Source organism: Bradyrhizobium sp. 930_D9_N1_4, from assembly GCF_052076015.1.
In the GTDB taxonomy this organism is placed as follows: Bacteria; Pseudomonadota; Alphaproteobacteria; order Rhizobiales; family Xanthobacteraceae; genus Bradyrhizobium.
The window spans coordinates 3,255,672-3,272,421 of sequence record NZ_CP197236.1; the positions used below are offsets into that span (position 1 = coordinate 3,255,672).

General features: G+C 63.1%; 20 protein-coding genes. 14 read left to right on the top strand and 6 right to left on the bottom strand.

Annotation, left to right across the window (positions count from 1 at the left end):
• Positions 1 to 177 precede the first annotated feature (177 nt).
• From AB7532_RS14980 to AB7532_RS14990, 3 genes are all read left to right on the top strand, one after another.
• Complete coding sequence (locus tag AB7532_RS14980) at positions 178 to 843, top strand: DUF429 domain-containing protein (RefSeq protein WP_441235543.1); 666 nt, start codon at positions 178 to 180, stop codon at positions 841 to 843.
• Positions 844 to 956: 113 nt separating this feature from the next.
• Positions 957 to 1,100, top strand: coding sequence for a hypothetical protein (locus AB7532_RS14985; protein ID WP_441235544.1), 144 nt, complete (start codon positions 957 to 959; stop codon positions 1,098 to 1,100).
• Positions 1,101 to 1,181: 81 nt separating this feature from the next.
• The gene (locus tag AB7532_RS14990; protein WP_441235545.1) at positions 1,182 to 1,886 is read left to right on the top strand and encodes a glutathione S-transferase family protein; all 705 of its coding nucleotides are present in this window, start codon (positions 1,182 to 1,184) and stop codon (positions 1,884 to 1,886) included.
• Positions 1,887 to 1,889: 3 nt separating this feature from the next.
• Here the strand turns inward: AB7532_RS14990 and AB7532_RS14995 are convergent, their stop codons facing one another.
• From AB7532_RS14995 to AB7532_RS15005, 3 genes are all read right to left on the bottom strand, one after another.
• Positions 1,890 to 2,672 carry a sulfite exporter TauE/SafE family protein gene (locus AB7532_RS14995; protein WP_441235546.1) on the bottom strand — a complete coding sequence of 261 codons (783 nt, stop codon included), beginning with the start codon at positions 2,670 to 2,672 and terminating at the stop codon, positions 1,890 to 1,892.
• Between the two features lie 3 nt (positions 2,673 to 2,675).
• On the bottom strand, positions 2,676 to 3,305 hold the full coding sequence (locus tag AB7532_RS15000; protein WP_441235547.1) for a TetR/AcrR family transcriptional regulator: 630 nt from the start codon (positions 3,303 to 3,305) through the stop codon (positions 2,676 to 2,678).
• Positions 3,306 to 3,520: 215 nt separating this feature from the next.
• Positions 3,521 to 3,892 (bottom strand): tRNA-binding protein, encoded by a 372-nt coding sequence (locus AB7532_RS15005; protein WP_441235548.1) that lies wholly within the window; start codon positions 3,890 to 3,892, stop codon positions 3,521 to 3,523.
• A gap of 104 nt (positions 3,893 to 3,996) precedes the next feature.
• On the opposite strand from AB7532_RS15005, the gene AB7532_RS15010 reads away from it, so the two are divergent.
• Positions 3,997 to 4,350 carry an ArsC family reductase gene (locus AB7532_RS15010; protein ID WP_441235549.1) on the top strand — a complete coding sequence of 118 codons (354 nt, stop codon included), beginning with the start codon at positions 3,997 to 3,999 and terminating at the stop codon, positions 4,348 to 4,350.
• An 11-nt stretch (positions 4,351 to 4,361) separates the two neighbouring features.
• Here the strand turns inward: AB7532_RS15010 and AB7532_RS15015 are convergent, their stop codons facing one another.
• Positions 4,362 to 5,003: a hypothetical protein gene (locus AB7532_RS15015; RefSeq protein ID WP_441239282.1), complete on the bottom strand. Its 642-nt coding sequence runs from the start codon at positions 5,001 to 5,003 to the stop codon at positions 4,362 to 4,364.
• A 354-nt stretch (positions 5,004 to 5,357) separates the two neighbouring features.
• Here AB7532_RS15015 and AB7532_RS15020 point away from each other — a divergent pair, with 354 nt between their 5' ends.
• From AB7532_RS15020 to AB7532_RS15050, 7 genes are all read left to right on the top strand, one after another.
• Positions 5,358 to 6,113: an ABC transporter ATP-binding protein gene (locus AB7532_RS15020; protein ID WP_441235550.1), complete on the top strand. Its 756-nt coding sequence runs from the start codon at positions 5,358 to 5,360 to the stop codon at positions 6,111 to 6,113.
• Positions 6,106 to 6,852 carry an ABC transporter ATP-binding protein gene (locus AB7532_RS15025; protein WP_441235551.1) on the top strand — a complete coding sequence of 249 codons (747 nt, stop codon included), beginning with the start codon at positions 6,106 to 6,108 and terminating at the stop codon, positions 6,850 to 6,852. The genes AB7532_RS15020 and AB7532_RS15025 overlap by 8 nt, the downstream gene beginning before the upstream one ends.
• 48 nt (positions 6,853 to 6,900) lie before the next feature.
• Positions 6,901 to 8,121, top strand: coding sequence for an ABC transporter substrate-binding protein (locus tag AB7532_RS15030; RefSeq protein ID WP_441235552.1), 1,221 nt, complete (start codon positions 6,901 to 6,903; stop codon positions 8,119 to 8,121).
• Positions 8,122 to 8,193: 72 nt separating this feature from the next.
• A complete protein-coding gene (locus AB7532_RS15035) occupies positions 8,194 to 9,057 on the top strand; it encodes a branched-chain amino acid ABC transporter permease (protein WP_441235553.1) in 864 nt (287 codons plus the stop codon).
• Between the two features lies 1 nt (position 9,058).
• Positions 9,059 to 10,027, top strand: a complete 969-nt coding sequence (locus tag AB7532_RS15040; protein WP_441235554.1) for a branched-chain amino acid ABC transporter permease — start codon at positions 9,059 to 9,061, stop codon at positions 10,025 to 10,027.
• Between the two features lie 156 nt (positions 10,028 to 10,183).
• Positions 10,184 to 10,828, top strand: coding sequence for a DUF47 domain-containing protein (locus AB7532_RS15045; RefSeq protein ID WP_441235555.1), 645 nt, complete (start codon positions 10,184 to 10,186; stop codon positions 10,826 to 10,828).
• 99 nt (positions 10,829 to 10,927) lie between these two features.
• Positions 10,928 to 11,935 (top strand): anion permease, encoded by a 1,008-nt coding sequence (locus tag AB7532_RS15050; RefSeq protein WP_441235556.1) that lies wholly within the window; start codon positions 10,928 to 10,930, stop codon positions 11,933 to 11,935.
• On the opposite strand, the gene sugE is transcribed toward AB7532_RS15050, so the two are convergent.
• Positions 11,928 to 12,242: a quaternary ammonium compound efflux SMR transporter SugE gene (gene sugE / locus AB7532_RS15055; RefSeq protein WP_441235557.1), complete on the bottom strand. Its 315-nt coding sequence runs from the start codon at positions 12,240 to 12,242 to the stop codon at positions 11,928 to 11,930. The genes AB7532_RS15050 and sugE overlap by 8 nt on opposite strands.
• Positions 12,243 to 12,400: 158 nt before the next feature.
• Here sugE and AB7532_RS15060 point away from each other — a divergent pair, with 158 nt between their 5' ends.
• On the top strand, positions 12,401 to 14,023 hold the full coding sequence (locus tag AB7532_RS15060) for a peptide chain release factor 3 (RefSeq protein WP_441235558.1): 1,623 nt from the start codon (positions 12,401 to 12,403) through the stop codon (positions 14,021 to 14,023).
• 67 nt (positions 14,024 to 14,090) lie between these two features.
• Here AB7532_RS15060 and AB7532_RS15065 read toward each other — a convergent pair whose 3' ends face one another.
• A complete protein-coding gene (locus AB7532_RS15065; protein ID WP_441235559.1) occupies positions 14,091 to 15,266 on the bottom strand; it encodes an IS481 family transposase in 1,176 nt (391 codons plus the stop codon).
• 249 nt (positions 15,267 to 15,515) lie between these two features.
• On the opposite strand from AB7532_RS15065, the gene AB7532_RS15070 reads away from it, so the two are divergent.
• Together AB7532_RS15070 and AB7532_RS15075 are read left to right on the top strand one after the other, a co-directional pair.
• The gene (locus AB7532_RS15070; RefSeq protein ID WP_441235560.1) at positions 15,516 to 16,094 is read left to right on the top strand and encodes a hypothetical protein; all 579 of its coding nucleotides are present in this window, start codon (positions 15,516 to 15,518) and stop codon (positions 16,092 to 16,094) included.
• A gap of 70 nt (positions 16,095 to 16,164) precedes the next feature.
• Positions 16,165 to 16,749, top strand: coding sequence for an NnrU family protein (locus AB7532_RS15075; protein ID WP_441235561.1), 585 nt, complete (start codon positions 16,165 to 16,167; stop codon positions 16,747 to 16,749).
• Position 16,750 lies beyond the last annotated feature (1 nt).

Sequence of the window (16,750 nt, forward strand, 5' to 3'; positions counted from 1 at the left end):
ATCGATTGACCGTAGGTCATTCGACGGGCGGACCAGGATTGCGTAGCGGTGCGGCATTGCTCGGTTCATGATGTCTGTCGCGAACGGAAGTGTTCGTGAGGGCGCGGGAAATACCCCTGCAACTTGCGGATGTCAAGCGACGCGCGTGTGAAGATTGAAAAATGACGGACGCATGACGTGCCAAACTATCTCGGCCTCGACGGATTTCGCTTCGGCTGGGTCGCCGCCTGGATCGACGAGCGCGGCGATCAAGGCTTCGACTATTCGCCGGGCCTGATGCGCTTGCTCGCGATGCCGCACGCGCGCGCGATGATCGACATGCCGATTGGATTGAAGCCGAGCGGCTATCGTATCTGCGACCTGCGCGCACGTGAGCTGGTCGGCCCCGCCGTGTTTCTCGGCGCGCGCCGCGACCTCTGGACGTTTCCGGACATGGCGAGCGCCAATCGCCATTATTGGGAGCACGAAGGCAAGGGCAGGGGCGTGTCGGCGCAGCTCTGGAATATCAGGGACAAGATCAGGGACGTCGACGAGATCATGACACCGGCGCGGCAGGCGACGATCGGCGAAGCACATCCGGAGTTGATCTTCTGGAATCTCGCCGGACAAGTCCCGCTTGCGAGGAAGACAACCGAGCCAGGTCGCGAGCAGCGTCTCGCATTGCTGACGCAATGCGGCTTCACGCGCTTGCCGAAATGGCTGACGCTGCGGCACGGCACCGGCATCGGCCGTGATGATCTCATTGACGCCTGTGCCTGCGCCGTGGCGGCGCGCGACAGCACGCAGCGTGTCGGCGGGGAGGAGGTCGATCCACACGGCTTGCAGATGGAAATCAACTATTGAGGGAGGGGCCAGCCTCAGATCGGGAAAAAGTGGCAATTTATTTGAAGCATGCAGGAACTGCCGCTGGTCGGCCCGCGTTCCCCGTTCGAACATATGACAGGGAAGCTCGTGTGATGAATGATGTCAGTCAATTCGCGACCGCGATGCTCGCGCTCGTCTTCACCGGGGCGCTGCTCGTCACCGGGCAGCTCTTCATCGAGCAGCGCGCACAGCGCGATGCGGCCCATGCCACGAGCCAGGTGTTGCGGCCATTGTGATCCAGCTGATCGCTCAACCTTGCGTCGTTCTGTGGCTTGCCTAAATTAGGCGGACGCTCACAAACGAAGCCCGGGGTCCCGATGTCCGATCTGTCCTCCTTTGCCATCACCAGGCGCTGGCCCGCCAAGCATCCGGAATTGCTTCAGCTCTATTCGCTGCCGACGCCGAACGGCGTCAAGGTTTCGATCATGCTGGAGGAGATCGGGCTGCCTTACGAGGTCCACCTCGTCGATTTCGGCAAGGACGATCAGAAGACGGGCGAATTCCTCTCGCTCAATCCGAACGGCAAGATCCCGGCGATCCTCGATCCCAACGGTCCCGGCGGCAGGCCGTTGCCCTTGTTCGAGTCCGGCGCGATCCTGCAATATCTCGCGGAAAAGACCGGCAAGCTTTTGCCCCAAGATGCCGCGCGCCGCTACCAGACGCTCGCGTGGGTGCATTTCCAGATGGGCGGCATCGGGCCGATGTTCGGCCAGGTTGGCTTCTTCCACAAATTCGCCGGCAAGGATTTTGAGGACAAGCGTCCGCTCGAGCGCTACGTGGGCGAGTCCAGGCGTCTGCTGGGCGTGATGGAGGCGCATCTCGCGGGCCGGCAATGGTTCATGGATGACGACTACACCATCGCCGACATCTCCATGCTCGGCTGGGTACGCAACCTGATCGGCTTCTACGGCGCCGGCGATCTCGTCGAATTCAGCCAGTTCAAGTCGGTGGCGGCCTGGCTCGAACGCGGGCTTGCACGGCCGGCCGTGCAGAGCGGGCTCAACATTCCGAAGCGGCCCTGAAAACTAGCTCAGCGCCTTGCAGGTCATGTAGAGCGCCATCAGCGAGACGAGCGCGATCATGGCCCGGCGCAGCACCGCTTTGCTGACGCCATTGGCCATGCGTGCGCCCAGATCTGTGCCGATCCAGAGGCCGGCGACGATGCCGAGGATGGCCGGCCAGCCGACCATGAGGCCCTTGCTCCAATAGATCCAGGCTGCGGGAATGTTGGTCGGGATCACCGAGAAGATGAGGCTGACGAGCTGCGCCTGGTGTTGCGGCACGCGCAGCCCCGCGGCGAGGCCGACGGTGATCGCAAGGCCGCCGCCGATGCCCATGAAGCCCGAGGAAAATCCGGCAAGCATGCCGATGAGGAGCAGAGGCAGCCACGGGATGTCATCGCGGTCGCTGTCCTCGGCGCTCCCGTCGTTGCGGTCGCGGCGCAGGATCAGGAGGGCGATCAGCGCGACGAGATAGCCGACATAGGTCCATTGCAGGACGGAGTCGGAGACTGCGGCCGCGGCATAGCCGCCGCCCGCGCCGCCGATGAGAAATCCGATGCCGATCCAGGCGATCCATGGCAACGGGCTGCGATTGCCGCTCTGCCAGTAGCGGCGTACGCCGGCAAGGCCCGTCGGCGGGACCTGCGTGATCAGCGAGGTTCCTTGCGCGACGTGCTGCTCCGCACCGAGCAGCAGCACGGTGAAGATGACGAGGCCGCCGCCCGGGCTCGTTCCCATGAAGCCCGATGTCAGGCCGCCGACCAGGCCGACGACGGCGCCAGCGAGGAGATCGTGAATCCAGGGCATGGGTTACGTCCTGGTTCGTCGCTTGACGTCGGGCCTGGTGCGAAATCCCTCGATCACGCCGGCCACGGCCGCCATGCTGGCCTCGACGTCGAAATCCTCGCCCCAGCATTTTTGCAGCACGAAGCCCTGGAAGATCGCGATCAGCACGCGAGCGATCGCGTCGGCTCCGAGGTCGGACTTGATCAGGCCGGCATGCTGGCCGCGCTCGACCAGCGCCACGATCAAGGCGCGCGGCATGTCGATGCCTTCGACGACGCTGGTGCGGACGCGACGGTTGCGCAGCGCTTCAGCCCAACCATGGATTCCGACGCGACGGCGCGCTTCGCCTGTGGGATCGGCAAGCCATTGCGCGTAGACGCGGACCAGGGCGTGCAGTCCTTCGATCGGATCGCCAGATCCTTGCGCGACCGAGTTGAGCACCGCCTCGCGCCGGTGCCGGTCGTCGGCGAGCGCCTCGATCAGATCGTCCTTGCTCTGGAAGTAGAGATAGACCGCGCCGTGGCTCAGCCCTGATCGCTTGACGATGTCGGCCATGCCGGTCTGGTGAAAACCGTTGTCCGAGAAACAGGCGAGGGCCGCTTCAAGGATCTGCTGCCGCCGGCTTTCGCGCTGCTTGTCGCTGATCTTGGGCATTTTGGCCGACCTAAATAACTGACTGATCTATCGTTTTACCCGCTGGCGCAGCCAACACTCAGATCAGCCGAATGGAATAAAAAACGATCAGTCAGTCATTTTTAATATCAAATGCCAGTTGGGTCAAGTGCGGGTCACTTGGGGCCGGAAAACAGGAGGATTACGCCGTCGCGAGGCCATGGTTCAGGTGACGGCACACTCTCAATCACGCGCCGCTAAAACAGCCGGCCGCCGTTCGGCACCGGTTTGCTCGGCTGCACCAGCACGACCTTGCCGTCGGCATCGGGAAAGCCGAGCGTCAGCACCTCGGAGACGACAGGTCCGATCTGGCGCGGCGGGAAATTGACGACGGCCGCGACCTGTTGTCCCACCAGCGTCTCGAGCGGATGGTTCTCGGTGATCTGCGCCGAACTCTTGCGCACGCCGATCGCGGGCCCGAAGTCGATCCACAGCCGAAAGGCCGGCTTGCGTGCCTCCGGGAACGGCTTTGCGTCGACGATGGTGCCGACGCGGATGTCGACTGCGAGGAAACTGTTGAAGTCGATGGTCGGCGAGGCCGCCGCGGCAGAATCGTGGGTGACGTGCATGATGTGTCCGTTCGGGGGCTGGCTTCGTTCGCAATATTGTCGCGCGATCAGGAGTTTCGTACAACGCCGCGGTCGAAGCAGCACGCATGCGCGAGGAACTGGTCTTGCCCAATATCATCTACGGCATCAAGAACTGCGACACCATGAAGAAGGCGCGCGCCTGGCTCGACACAAATGGCGTGGCTTACGAGTTTCACGATTACAAGACGGCGGGCGTCGAGAAGGACAAGCTCAAGCAATGGAGCGACAAGGTCGGCTGGGAGACGCTGCTCAATCGCGCCGGCACGACCTTCAGGAAGCTGCCTGACGCGGACAAGGAAGGCCTCACGGAAAAGAAGGCGCTGGCGCTGATGCTAGCGCAACCATCTATGATCAAGCGGCCCGTTCTGGAAGCCGGCAGCAAGCTGCTGGTCGGCTTCAAGCCGGACGTCTATGCCAAGGACGTCAGGACCAAATAGGTCGGCGCCTGTTAGTTCAGCTCGACGATCTCGGTGGTGACGCCGGGCTGTTCGGCAAATTCGACCACGTCGGCCGCGGCGATGCGGCCGGGGGCGCGGTGAAACAGGTCGCGATCGATCACCGCGCGCAGTTTCGGACGCGGCAGCGCGTCATTTCCGCGCATCAGATTCTTGATCTCGAAGCCGCCGTCCTCGCAGAACGTCTTCAGCGACGCGATGACGTGACAGACTTTGCCCTCGGTCTGGAACGGCAGAAGCAGCCGTTCATAGGCAACCACGCGGCCGTAGATGTCGTCGACGTCGGCAACGCTGTAGACAGGAAGTCCGCGCGCCACGCATTCATGATAGATCGGCATCACGAACGGCGCGAGCTTCGGCCCGATATAGTCGTCGAGCAGAACGCCCTTGCCGGTATGTCCATAGGCGCGCGAGATGCGCGTGCCTTCGCTCTGAATGGTGAGGCGCGGCGTCGGTGCAGAACCGTCGACCGTATAATAGATCAGATCGGACAGCTCCTCCTCGAGACGCGCGGGCTGATACTCCCAGATCGCCGGTGCAATCTGCTCGCGTGCATAGAGTCGCAGCCACGTGTTCAGGAGATCACGCTGCCTGATCGACTTGACGGCGGAGGGAGCGGCGCTTGCGAAATCCAAGACAATGCTCAAGGCAATATTCCCGACGTATAAAATCCCGCGCATGATCCATGTTGCGGGAAAATTTTCTATGAAGGCTGGCGCGCGGAACGAAAGACCGTTAACGACGCCTTGATGACCGGTGCTTTGTGAACCGGAGGCCGGGCAGGCGACATCAAAACACCTCCGACTAAGGGAGCATAAGTCTCCCGGCCAGAGGCCTGACCTGCTCAGCTTTCCGCCTTGCCTAACCCCCGTCACCTCCGGCATATTCCGCGCCCGGAGGCGGCGTTCCGGGACAGGCTCCAAGGCCCCCGGAAAGCCGAAGTAAACTAAAGACAGCCACGCGCATTTCGCGGGCAGGGGGAAATCTGTTTGGCCGATGAGTTCATTCTCGAAACGGAAGGCTTGACCAAGGAGTTCGCGGGCTTCTTCGCCGTCCGCGACGTTGCGCTCAAGGTTCGCCGTGGGAGCATTCACGCGTTGATCGGCCCGAACGGGGCTGGCAAGACGACGTGCTTCAATCTTCTGACCAAGTTCCTCAAACCGTCCGCCGGAAAAATCCTGTACAAGGGCCAGGACATCACCGCGATGGCGCCGGCCGACGTGGCCCGCTTGGGCCTCGTCCGTTCATTCCAGATCTCGGCGGTATTTCCGCATCTCACCGCGCTGGAGAACGTGCGTGTCGCGCTTCAGCGCCAGCACGGCAGCTCCTTCGACTTCTGGCGCTCCAAGACGGTGCTGAACCAGTTCAACGATCGCGCGCGAGAACTGCTGAACGATGTCGGCCTCAGTGAGTTTGCGAACACGCCTGCGGTCGAGATGCCCTACGGTCGCAAGCGCGCACTAGAGATCGCAACCACGCTTGCGCTCGACCCCGAGATGATGCTGCTGGACGAGCCGATGGCCGGCATGGGTCACGAGGACATCGACAAGATTGCGGCGCTGATCAAGCGCATCTCGGCGAAATACACCATCCTGATGGTCGAGCATAATCTCAGCGTCGTGGCCAATCTCTCCGACATCATCACCGTGCTGACGCGCGGGCAGGTGCTGGCGCAGGGCCATTACAGCGAGCTCACCAAGGACGAGCGCGTCAAGGAAGCCTATCTGGGAGCCGGTCATGGTTGAGACTGCAACTGCGGACGCTCCCGCCGAGACTGGAACCGGCGGCAACATCCTTCAGGTTCGCAACCTGGAAGCCTGGTACGGCGAGTCGCACATCCTGCACGGGATCAATTTCGACGTGAACGCGGGCGAGGTCGTCACCTTGCTCGGGCGCAACGGCGCCGGCAAGACGACCACGCTGAAGTCGATCATGGGCATCATCGGCAAGCGGACCGGCTCGGTGAAGTTCAACAACCAGGACATCATCCGCACGACCTCCGACAGGATCGCGCGGATGGGCATCGCGTTCTGTCCCGAGGAACGCGGAATTTTCTCCAGTCTCGACGTGCGGGAGAATTTGCTGCTGCCGCCGGTGGTTCGCCCTGGCGGATTGCCGCTCGAGCAGATCTTCGACCTGTTTCCGAATCTGAAGGAACGGCTCAACAGCCAGGGCACCAAGCTTTCCGGCGGCGAGCAGCAGATGCTGGCGATCGCGCGCATCCTGCGCACCGGCGCGAGCTTCCTGATGCTGGACGAGCCGACCGAAGGTCTGGCACCGGTCATCATCCAGCAGATCGGCCACACCATCGCGCGGCTCAAGAAGGAGGGTTTTACGATCCTCCTCGTCGAGCAGAATTTCCGCTTCGCATCGACCGTCGCCGACCGTTATTACGTGGTCGAACACGGCAAGATCATTGACGGATTTTCCAATTCGGAGCTTGCCGCCAACATGGACAAGCTCCACACCTATCTCGGCGTCTAAGGCGGCCAAGCGTCAAACTTCGACGAGAAAATTCACGAGGGAAGTCACATGAAAAAGTCGATTGCGTCGTTTCTGCTCGGCACGGCGTTGGCCGTCACCACGGTTGGCGTAGCCTTCGCGCAGGACAAGACCGTCAAGATCGGTGCGCTGTCCGATCAGTCGGGCCTCTATGCCGACCTCGGCGGTCCCGGCTCGACGCTCGCCGCCCAGATGGCCGTCGAGGATTCCGGTCTGGCTGCGAAGGGCTGGAAGATCGACATCATCTCCGGCGACCACCAGAACAAGCCCGATATCGGCACCGCGATCGCGCGTCAGTGGTTCGACGTCGACAAGGTCGACGTCATCGTCGACGTGCCGAACTCCGGCGTGGCGCTCGCGGTCAACAACGTCATCAAGGAAAAGAACGGCGTCTACATCAATTCGGGCGCGGCGACCTCGGACCTGACCAACGCGCAGTGCTCGCCCAACACCGTGCACTGGACCTACGACACCTACATGCTGGCGCACACCACGGGGCAGGCGCTGGTGAAGGCCGGTGGCGACAGCTGGTACTTCCTGACCGCGGACTATGCCTTCGGTGCGGCGCTCGAGCGCGACACCACGGCCGTGGTCACGGCCAACGGCGGCAAGGTGGTCGGCGGGGTCAAGCATCCGCTCAACACGCCGGACTTCTCGTCCTTCCTGCTCCAGGCGCAGGCGTCCAAGGCCAAGATCATCGGCCTTGCCAACGCCGGCGGCGACACCACCAATTCGATCAAGCAGGCGGCCGAGTTCGGCATCGTCAAGGGCGGCCAGAAGCTGGCGGCGCTGCTGCTGTTCCTCACCGACGTCAAGGCGATCGGCCTCGAGACCGCGCAGGGCCTCAACTTCACCGAGACCTTCTACTGGGACATGGACGACAAGACCCGCGCCTTCTCCAAGCGCTTCGCCGACAAGATGAAGAACAGCGCTCCGCCGACCATGGTGCAGGCGGGTGTCTATGCGGGCGTGCGCCACTATCTCAAGACGCTGGAAGCGCTCGGCGGCAATCCTCATGACGGCGTCAAGGTCGTCGAGAAGATGAAGGCGACGCCGACGGAGGACGATCTGTTCGGCAAGGGCGAGATCCAGCCCAACGGCCGTACCATTCACAATGCCTATCTGTTCGAGGTGAAGAAGCCCTCCGAGTCCAAGGGACCGTGGGACTTCTACAAGCTGGTCGGCACGGTGCCGGGTGATCAGGCTTTCACGCCGCTCTCCGAGAGCAAGTGCGCGCTGCTTAAGAAGTAAGAGCAACAGCCCGCCGGCCGCGAGCCGGCGGGCGCCTCTCTAGGGAACGCCGAAGGACCGGGTACGGGATCGATGCAGGCTCTTTACGCTCAGCTACTGGTGGGATTGATCAACGGCTCGTTCTACGCGCTGCTCAGTCTCGGGCTTGCCGTGATCTTCGGCATGCTCAACATCATCAATTTCGCGCATGGCGCGCTTTACATGATGGGCGCCTTCGTCGCCTATTTCCTGCTGAACCTCGGCGGCATCAACTATTGGTGGGCGCTGCTGCTGGCGCCGATCATCGTCGGCATCTTCGGCATGATCCTGGAACGGACCATGCTGCAATGGCTGACCGGGCTCGACCATCTCTACGGCCTGTTGCTGACCTTCGGCATCGCGCTGATCGTGCAGGGCGTGTTCCAGAACTATTTTGGCTCCTCCGGCCTGCCTTACGCCATTCCGGACCAGCTCAAGGGCGGCATGAATCTCGGCTTCATGTTCCTGCCGATCTACCGCGGCTGGGTCGTCGTCTTCTCGCTGATCGTCTGCATCGCCACCTGGTTCCTGATCGAGAAGACGCGGCTCGGCGCCAATTTGCGCGCCGCCACTGAAAATCCGACGCTGGTGCGCGCCTTCGGCATCAACGTGCCGCGCATGATCACGCTGACCTACGGTCTCGGCGTCGGTCTTGCCGCGCTTGCTGGCGTGCTCTCGGCGCCGATCAACCAGGTGCGGCCGCTGATGGGCGCCGATCTCATCATCGTCGTGTTCGCGGTGGTCGTGATCGGCGGCATGGGATCGATCATGGGCTCCATCATCACCGGTTTCGCGCTCGGCGTGATCGAGGGCCTGACCAAATATTTCTACCCCGAGGCCTCCAACACCGTCGTGTTCGTGCTGATGGTGCTGGTGCTCTTGGTGAAGCCAACGGGATTGACGGGAAGGGCGGCCTGATATGACAGCCTTGACGGACGACACGCTGCCGGTAGCTCCGCGCGCGATCCGCGACGAGATGATCGTCTTCGTGGTGATGGCGTTGCTGCTGGCCGCGGTGCCATTCAGCGGCATCTACCCGTTCTTCGTGATGCAGGCGCTGTGCTTCGCGCTGCTGGCTTGTGCCTTCAATCTTCTGATCGGCTATGGCGGCTTGCTGTCGTTCGGCCACGCGATGTTTCTGGGCACCGCCGGCTATTGCAGTGCGCACGCCCTGAAGGTGTGGGCGCTGCCGCCGGAACTCGGCATCCTCGTCGGCATTGCCGCGGCGTTCGGGCTCTCGCTCATCACCGGCTACATCTCGATCCGCCGCCAGGGCATCTATTTCTCGATGATCACGCTGGCGCTGTCGCAGCTGCTGTACTTCATCTATCTCCAGGCGCCGTTCACGCATGGCGAGGACGGCATCCAGGGCATTCCGCAAGGGCGCATGTTCGGCTTGTTCGATCTGTCAAAGCCGACGGTGCTCTATTACGTCGTGCTGGTCGGATTCCTTGCCGGCTTCCTGCTAATCTACCGCATCATCAACTCGCCGTTCGGCGAGGTCCTGAAGGCGATCCGTGAGAACGAGCCGCGCGCAATTTCGCTCGGCTACCGCACCGACCAGTACAAGTTCCTGGCGTTCGTTTTGTCGGGCACGCTGGCGGGCTTTGCCGGCTCGCTGAAAGTGTTCGTCGCGCAGAATGCCTCGCTCACCGACGTGCACTGGTCGATGTCGGGTGAGGTCGTTCTGATGACGCTGGTTGGCGGTCTCGGGACCATCTTCGGTCCCGTCGTCGGCGCCTTCGCGATCATCGCCATGCAGCAATATCTGGCGGGATTTGGCCAATGGGTGACGGTGATCCAGGGCTCGATCTTCGTGATCTGCGTGCTGACGTTCCGGCGCGGTGTCATTGGCGAAATCGCCCATTACTTCCGACGCTCGCTCTAAATTATTGATATGGCGCCGAGTTCCTTGGCGCGCGAATCCGGTGGATGATCCAGCTCCGCGGGCGTGAGATGACACGCATGCGGGGCGGAAATGGTCTATGACAGTTTCATGACAGCCCGTTCGGGCCGGACCATTTCCAACCGGTAGCCACTCCCCATGATGCGATGGTTTCGCGCTTTCCTGCCCAAGGAAGAACGGTTCTTCGACCTGTTCGACCGCCATGCCCAGACCGTGATCCAGGGTGCGATCGCGCTCCAGGGCGTGTTGAACGGGGGCGAGGAGACGCCGGTCTATTGCCAGCGCGTCAACCAGTTCGAGAACGACGCCGACAACATCACCCGTGAGGTGCTGACGGCGGTGCGCCGCACCTTCATCACTCCGTTCGACCGCGGCGACATCAAGAACCTGATCACCTCGATGGACGACGCCATCGACCAGATGCAGCAGACCGCCAAGGCCGTGATGCTGTTCGAGGTCCGCACCTTCGAGCCGCCGATGCGTGAGATCGGCGCACTGCTGATCGAATGCGCCAATCTGGTCGGCCGCGCGCTGCCGCTGATGCAGTCGATCGGCCCGAACGTTGCGATGCTGACCGCGATCACGGAGGAACTGACCAAGCTCGAAGGCCGGGTCGACGATCTCCATGACATCGGGTTGAAGGAGCTGTTCATCAAGCATCGCGACGGCAGTGCGATGAATTTCATCGTGGGTGCCGAGATCTACGACCACCTCGAAAAGGTCGCGGATCGTTTCGACGACGTCGCGAACGAGATCAACAGCATCGTCATCGAGCAAGTTTAGCGCATGATCCGGAAAAGTGTGCAGCGGTTTTCCTTCGCGACAAACGCCGAACGCGTTTGCGCGGAGATCATGCGCAAAGCTTAGAGTAGAGGCCGCGCCGTGGATGCTGCGTTGGGTCTTCCCGTCCTGGTCGGATTGATCGCCGTCGCGCTGCTGTTCGACTTCCTGAACGGCCTGCACGACGCCGCCAATTCGATCGCGACTATCGTGTCGACCCGCGTGCTGCGGCCGCAATTCGCGGTGCTTTGGGCCGCGTTCTTCAATTTCATCGCCTTTATGGTGTTCGGCCTGCATGTCGCCCAGACCATCGGCACCGGCATCATCGATCCCGCGGTCGTCGATGCCCAGGTGATCTTTGCGGCGCTCCTCGGCGCGATCGTCTGGAACCTCGTGACCTGGGGGCTCGGCATCCCGTCCTCGTCGTCGCATGCGCTGATCGGCGGCCTCGTCGGCGGCGGCATGGCGAAGGCCGGAATTTCGGCGGCGGTGTGGAGCGGTCTGTCCAAGGCGGTGCTGGCGATCGTGCTGTCGCCGCTGGTCGGCTTCCTGCTCGCGATGATGCTGGTCGCGATCGTATCGTGGCTCTCGGTGCGCTCGACGCCGTTCGCGGTCGACCGTGCGTTCCGCATCCTGCAATTCGCCTCCGCCTCGCTTTATTCGCTCGGCCATGGCGGCAACGATGCACAGAAGACCATGGGCATCATCGCCGTGCTGCTCTACTCGCAGGGGCATCTCGGCGGCGAATTCTCGGTGCCGTTCTGGGTGGTGCTGTCGTGCCAGGCCGCGATGGCGCTGGGCACGCTGATGGGAGGCTGGCGCATCGTCCGCACCATGGGCCTGCGCATCACCAAGCTGACGCCGATGCAGGGCTTCTGCGCCGAGACCGGCGGCGCCGCGACCCTGTTCATGGCAACCTTCCTGGGCGTCCCCGTCTCGACCACCCACACCATCACCGGTGCCATCGTCGGCGTCGGTGCGGCCCGCCGGGTCTCGGCGGTGCGCTGGAACGTGGCGAGCTCGATCGTCTATGCCTGGGTGATCACGATCCCGGCCTCGGCGATCGTCGCGGCGCTGACCTGGTGGGCGGTCCAGATCTTCGTCAGGTAACGAATTTCAGCCCCGCGATGCCGGCGACGATCAGCCCGATGCTGGCGAGGCGGAAGGCCGTGGCCGGCTCGCCGAACAGGATGATGCCCAGCGTCGCGGTCCCGACCGCGCCGATGCCGGTCCAGACCGCATAGGCGGTTCCAATCGGCAGGGATTTGAGGGCGAGGCCAAGTAGAAGCACGCTCCCGGCCATGGCCGCGAGGGTGAGGACGGACGGAACGAGCCTGGTGAAGCCTTCGGTGTATTTAAGGCCGATCGCCCAGCCGATTTCCAACAGACCGGCGACGAACAGGATGCTCCAGGCCATGACGACCCTCCATTCAAGGCAGGGTCGTCCCCGCGGCTGATGTGCTGATGAGCAGGAAGGCCGTCCTCCCCGAAAGCCGATATGGGGCTGGCTTAAGGGCTCCGCAATCACCAAATGAGGCTTGCTCCGGCCCATTTTCCCTGCCAAACGCTGCCGCCATGTCCGACATCGCCACCACCGCAGCCGAATCGCCGGCCCGTTCCCCGCTTGCCGCCGAAGTGGCGCGGCGGCGGACCTTTGCGATCATCTCGCATCCGGACGCCGGCAAGACCACGCTGACCGAGAAGCTGCTGCTGTTCGGCGGCGCCATCAATCTGGCCGGTCAGGTCAAGGCCAAGGGCGAGCGGCGCAACACTCGCTCGGACTGGATGAAGATCGAGCGCGAGCGCGGCATCTCGGTGGTGACCTCGGTCATGACCTTCGAGTTCGAGGGCCTCGTGTTCAACCTGCTGGACACGCCGGGCCACGAGGACTTTTCGGAAGACACTTATCGCACGCTCACGGCCGTCGACTCCGCGGTCATGGTCATCGACGCCGCCAAGGGCATCGAGGCGCGCACCCGAAAGCTGTTCGAGGTGTGCCGCCTGCGCGACATCCCGATCATCACCTTCATCAACAAGATGGACCGCGAGAGCCGGGACGTGTTCGAGCTGCTCGATGAGATCGAGAAGACGCTGGCGCTCGACACCACGCCGATGACCTGGCCGGTCGGCCGCGGTCGCGACTTCCTCGGCACCTATGACGTCATCAACGGCGGCGTACGCCTGCTCGAAGGCGGTGGCGCCAAGACCGGCGCGGCGCAGCAGATCGAGATCGCCGAGCTCGCCAGGCTCAACGCCAATCTCGACGCATCCGCCGTGAAGGAGGAGCTCGAGCTGGTCACCGCGGCCTCGAAACCGTTCGAGCTGGAAGCGTTTCGCGAAGGGCATCTGACACCGGTCTATTTCGGCAGCGCGCTGCGCAATTTCGGCGTCGGTGACTTGCTGGAAGGTCTGGGCAAGTTCGCGCCCGAGCCGCGCGCGCAGGAGAGTGACCAGCGCAAGGTCGAGGCGACCGATCCGCGGATGAGCGCTTTCGTGTTCAAGATCCAGGCAAACATGGATCCGAACCACCGCGACCGCATCGCATTTGCGCGCCTCTGCTCCGGCAAGCTCAGCCGCGGCATGAAGGCCAAGCTGGTGCGCACCGGCAAGAGCATGCCGCTGTCGAGCCCGCAGTTCTTCTTCGCGCAGGACCGTTCGGTCGCGGACGAGGCCTTCGCCGGCGACGTCGTCGGCATCCCCAATCACGGCACGCTGCGCATCGGCGACACGCTGACCGAGGGCGAGGATTTCACCTTCGTCGGCGTGCCGAGCTTCGCGCCGGAAATCGTCCGCCGCGTCCGGCTCACCGACGCGATGAAGGCGAAGAAGCTGAAGGAAGCACTTCAGCAGATGTCGGAAGAGGGCGTTGTGCAGGTGTTCCGCCCGCGCGACGGTGCGCCCGCACTGGTCGGCGTGGTCGGCGCGCTCCAGCTCGACGTGCTGAAGGCGCGACTCGATGCCGAATATTCGCTGCCGGTCGAATTCGAGGTCAGCGAGTTCCAGCTGGCGCGCTGGGTCTCCTCGGAAGACCGCAAGAAGCTCGACACCTTCCTCGCGGCCAACACGTCCAGCATCGCCGACGACGTCGACGGCGATCCCGTCTATCTCGCCCGCAACGAGTTCTATCTCGGCTACGCCAAAGAGCGCGCCGAGGGCATCGCGTTCACGAACGTCAAGGACGTCAAGAAGAAGGGGTAGGGAGCTGGCTGGTCGATGGCACTCGGCTCAGCAGCCACCCCCAGCGCTGTCATGCCCCGCGAAGTGTTTAGTCCGGAGACATGGCTGACACCTGTTCGGACACATCACTGACAGGTTGGGCGCTGGTCAAGTCGATTGATGCGACCTGCCAGCTTGCGAAGAAGATTCCGTAGTGGCCGTCACGATCCAGCGGCCGAATGGCAAGGCGTTCGCGAGCGAAGGCCTGGGGAACTTTCCAGAAGCGTCCTTTGAAGGAGACGTAGGGTCTCGTCGATGAGACCCTGCGCACGATCTCGCCGCTGTCGTATTCGATTTTTGGAATGCGAGCCGGCATGACCCGGACGCTCGGCCGGAAGCGATCGGCGGGAACGTGCATGTCGAGGCCCTGGTGGGGGCGCTCCAGATTGTAGACAGGGCGCCAGGCGTCGAGGGCGCGCTGGACTTTTGGAAGACTGCGGAAGCGACGCATTGCAAAGACCTCGGCCTTCAGGGTGCGGTGGAAGCGTTCGTTCTTGCCTCGAGCCTGCGGGTGGCACGGCCTGGCGTGGATCACCCTGATACCAAGCTTGAGCAGCCACACCTTCAGTCCGGTCCAACGAACGCCGGACGTGTCGCCCCAGGGGGAGCCGTTGTCGGTGTAGAAGGCCTCGGGCAGGCCATAGCAGCGGAACGTCGCCGTCAGGTGATCCTGCACGGTCAGACGCTGCTCGTCGGCGCAGGCCTTCAGGCACAGAACATAGCGCGAGTGATCGTCGACGATCGTTAGCGGATGGCACCTCGTCCCGTTGGCGAGTGGCAGGTGCCCCTTGAAGTCCATCTGCCACAGCAGGTTGGGAGCTTCCTTCTCGAAGCGGTGCCCCGGATTTGGCGGTGCATTCTCGCTTGGTTTGACCCGGCCGTTCCGGCACAGGATCTGGTGCACCGTTGACGGCACAGGCACCGTCTGCCCGCTCCGCTTCAGGCAATGGGCGATCTTCCGCGCGCCCCAGGCCGGGTGCTTGTCGCGGACAGCCAGGACCTCGGCCTCAACCGCCGCATCGCTCCGCTGGGGCATCGCGCGCGGGCGCCGGGATCGGTCCGTCAGCTCCCGATCGCCAGCCTGCCAGCGCGACAGCCACTTGTAGCCGACATCAGGGCTGATGTTGAACCGCCGGCAGAGCTCTCGCCGGTTAGCGCCTTCTTGCAAAGCCAGCCGCACAAACTCATGGCGCTGATCCATTGCTGACACCTCATTCCAAGGCATGGACGGCCTCCCGAATCGGACCAATCCAGCCAATGTTGATGTGTCAGCTATGTCTCCGAACACCCGTCAGTGATCTGTCCGGGCTAAACAGAAGGCGGGGCATCCAGTACGCCGAGGCAGCGCGGCTGGTATCGATGGGCCGCGGCGTACTGGATCGTCCGCCTTCGCGGACGATGACACCGCGTGTGAGCGCGAGCATGTGAACGCTTGCGGGCTTGACGGATTCTCTGACGGTGCCACGTTCAGCAGATGTGGCGCGGCCTTCTCGTTTTCATCCTGTTGGCGATCTCGACCGCTGCCGCCGACGCGCAGCGCCGCCAGATCAATCCGATCCCGTTTGCGCATGAGCCGTGCAGCGTGCTCGACGGCCGGCCCTGCACACCCTCCTATTGCAGCCCGCTCGAGCCCGGCCCCTGCATTCCCGAAATGGATTATCCCTACGGGCAGAACCTCCAGCTCACCATCGAGAGCGTTCCGTCGGAAGCCGATCGCGCCAAATATCAAAAGCCCGATCACGATCTCGACACGATCGGCGACCTTTTTGCCGAGCTGCGCACTTGCTGGTCGCCGCCATCGGATAATGCACGCGAGGGCATGCAGATGGCGGTCCGTTTCAGCTTCAACAGAGCGGGCGGCCTGATCGGCCCGCCGCGGCTGACCTTCGCGACCGCGGGCGTCCCGGCCGATACGAGAACGACCTACCTGAACGCGATCAATTCATCGCTGAAGGCCTGCCTGCCGCTGAAATTCACCAGCGGACTCGGTGGCGCGCTCGCCGGGCGGCCGATTGCGATCCGCTATGTCGATAATCGCGAACTGGGGAAATAGCCCGTCTGTTGCGACCGGCGGCCGATCGATGATACGCCATGAGCGGGGGCTGCTTGAGGGGGAGGATGTCGTGGGTCTGCTGGTCATGATCCTGGGGCTTGTGCTGTTTTTCGCAGCCCATGTTTTCACAACGAAACGTGACGCACGCGCGCAGGCGATCGCGAAGCTGGGCGAGGGGACGTACAAGATCCTCTATTCTGTGGTTTCGCTTGCGGGACTCGCGCTGATCATCTGGGGCTTTGTCCATTATCGGGCGACCGGCTGGATCGACGTCTGGTATCCGCCGAAGGCGCTCAAGCACATCACGCTGGCGCTGATGCTGCCGGCCGTCATCCTGGTCGTCGCCTCCTATTTGCGCGGCCGCATCCACGCGACGCTGAAACATCCGATGCTGGCAGGCATCAAGCTGTGGGCCGCCGCGCATCTGCTCGCCAATGGCGATCTCGGTTCCATCATTCTGTTCGGCTCGTTCCTGGGCTGGGCGGTATTTGACCGCATCTCGCTGAAGCGCCGCACCGACGGCGGCGGTCCCCCGATTCCGGTGGGCGGCGTCACCAATGATCTGATCGCGGTCGCGGTCGGCTTGGTCGCTTATCTGGCGCTGGCATTTGCGTTCCACCCCGTCGTGATCGGCGTTCCCGTGATGGGAGTCTAGC

Excerpts from the sequence above, each read along its gene's own strand:
- AB7532_RS15005 (WP_441235548.1), bottom strand. The coding sequence starts at position 3,892 with ATGCACGTCACCCACGATTCTGCCGCGGCGGCCTCGCCGACCATCGAC.
- AB7532_RS15065 (WP_441235559.1), bottom strand. The coding sequence starts at position 15,266 with ATGCCTTGGAATGAGGTGTCAGCAATGGATCAGCGCCATGAGTTTGTG.
- AB7532_RS15040 (WP_441235554.1), top strand. The coding sequence starts at position 9,059 with ATGACAGCCTTGACGGACGACACGCTGCCGGTAGCTCCGCGCGCGATC.
- AB7532_RS15025 (WP_441235551.1), top strand. The coding sequence starts at position 6,106 with ATGGTTGAGACTGCAACTGCGGACGCTCCCGCCGAGACTGGAACCGGC.
- AB7532_RS15035 (WP_441235553.1), top strand. The coding sequence starts at position 8,194 with ATGCAGGCTCTTTACGCTCAGCTACTGGTGGGATTGATCAACGGCTCG.
- AB7532_RS15030 (WP_441235552.1), top strand. The coding sequence starts at position 6,901 with ATGAAAAAGTCGATTGCGTCGTTTCTGCTCGGCACGGCGTTGGCCGTC.
- AB7532_RS14995 (WP_441235546.1), bottom strand. The coding sequence starts at position 2,672 with ATGCCCTGGATTCACGATCTCCTCGCTGGCGCCGTCGTCGGCCTGGTC.
- AB7532_RS15060 (WP_441235558.1), top strand. The coding sequence starts at position 12,401 with ATGTCCGACATCGCCACCACCGCAGCCGAATCGCCGGCCCGTTCCCCG.
- AB7532_RS15070 (WP_441235560.1), top strand. The coding sequence starts at position 15,516 with ATGTGGCGCGGCCTTCTCGTTTTCATCCTGTTGGCGATCTCGACCGCT.
- AB7532_RS15000 (WP_441235547.1), bottom strand. The coding sequence starts at position 3,305 with ATGCCCAAGATCAGCGACAAGCAGCGCGAAAGCCGGCGGCAGCAGATC.
- sugE (WP_441235557.1), bottom strand. The coding sequence starts at position 12,242 with ATGGCCTGGAGCATCCTGTTCGTCGCCGGTCTGTTGGAAATCGGCTGG.
- AB7532_RS15045 (WP_441235555.1), top strand. The coding sequence starts at position 10,184 with ATGATGCGATGGTTTCGCGCTTTCCTGCCCAAGGAAGAACGGTTCTTC.
- AB7532_RS14985 (WP_441235544.1), top strand. The coding sequence starts at position 957 with ATGAATGATGTCAGTCAATTCGCGACCGCGATGCTCGCGCTCGTCTTC.
- AB7532_RS14990 (WP_441235545.1), top strand. The coding sequence starts at position 1,182 with ATGTCCGATCTGTCCTCCTTTGCCATCACCAGGCGCTGGCCCGCCAAG.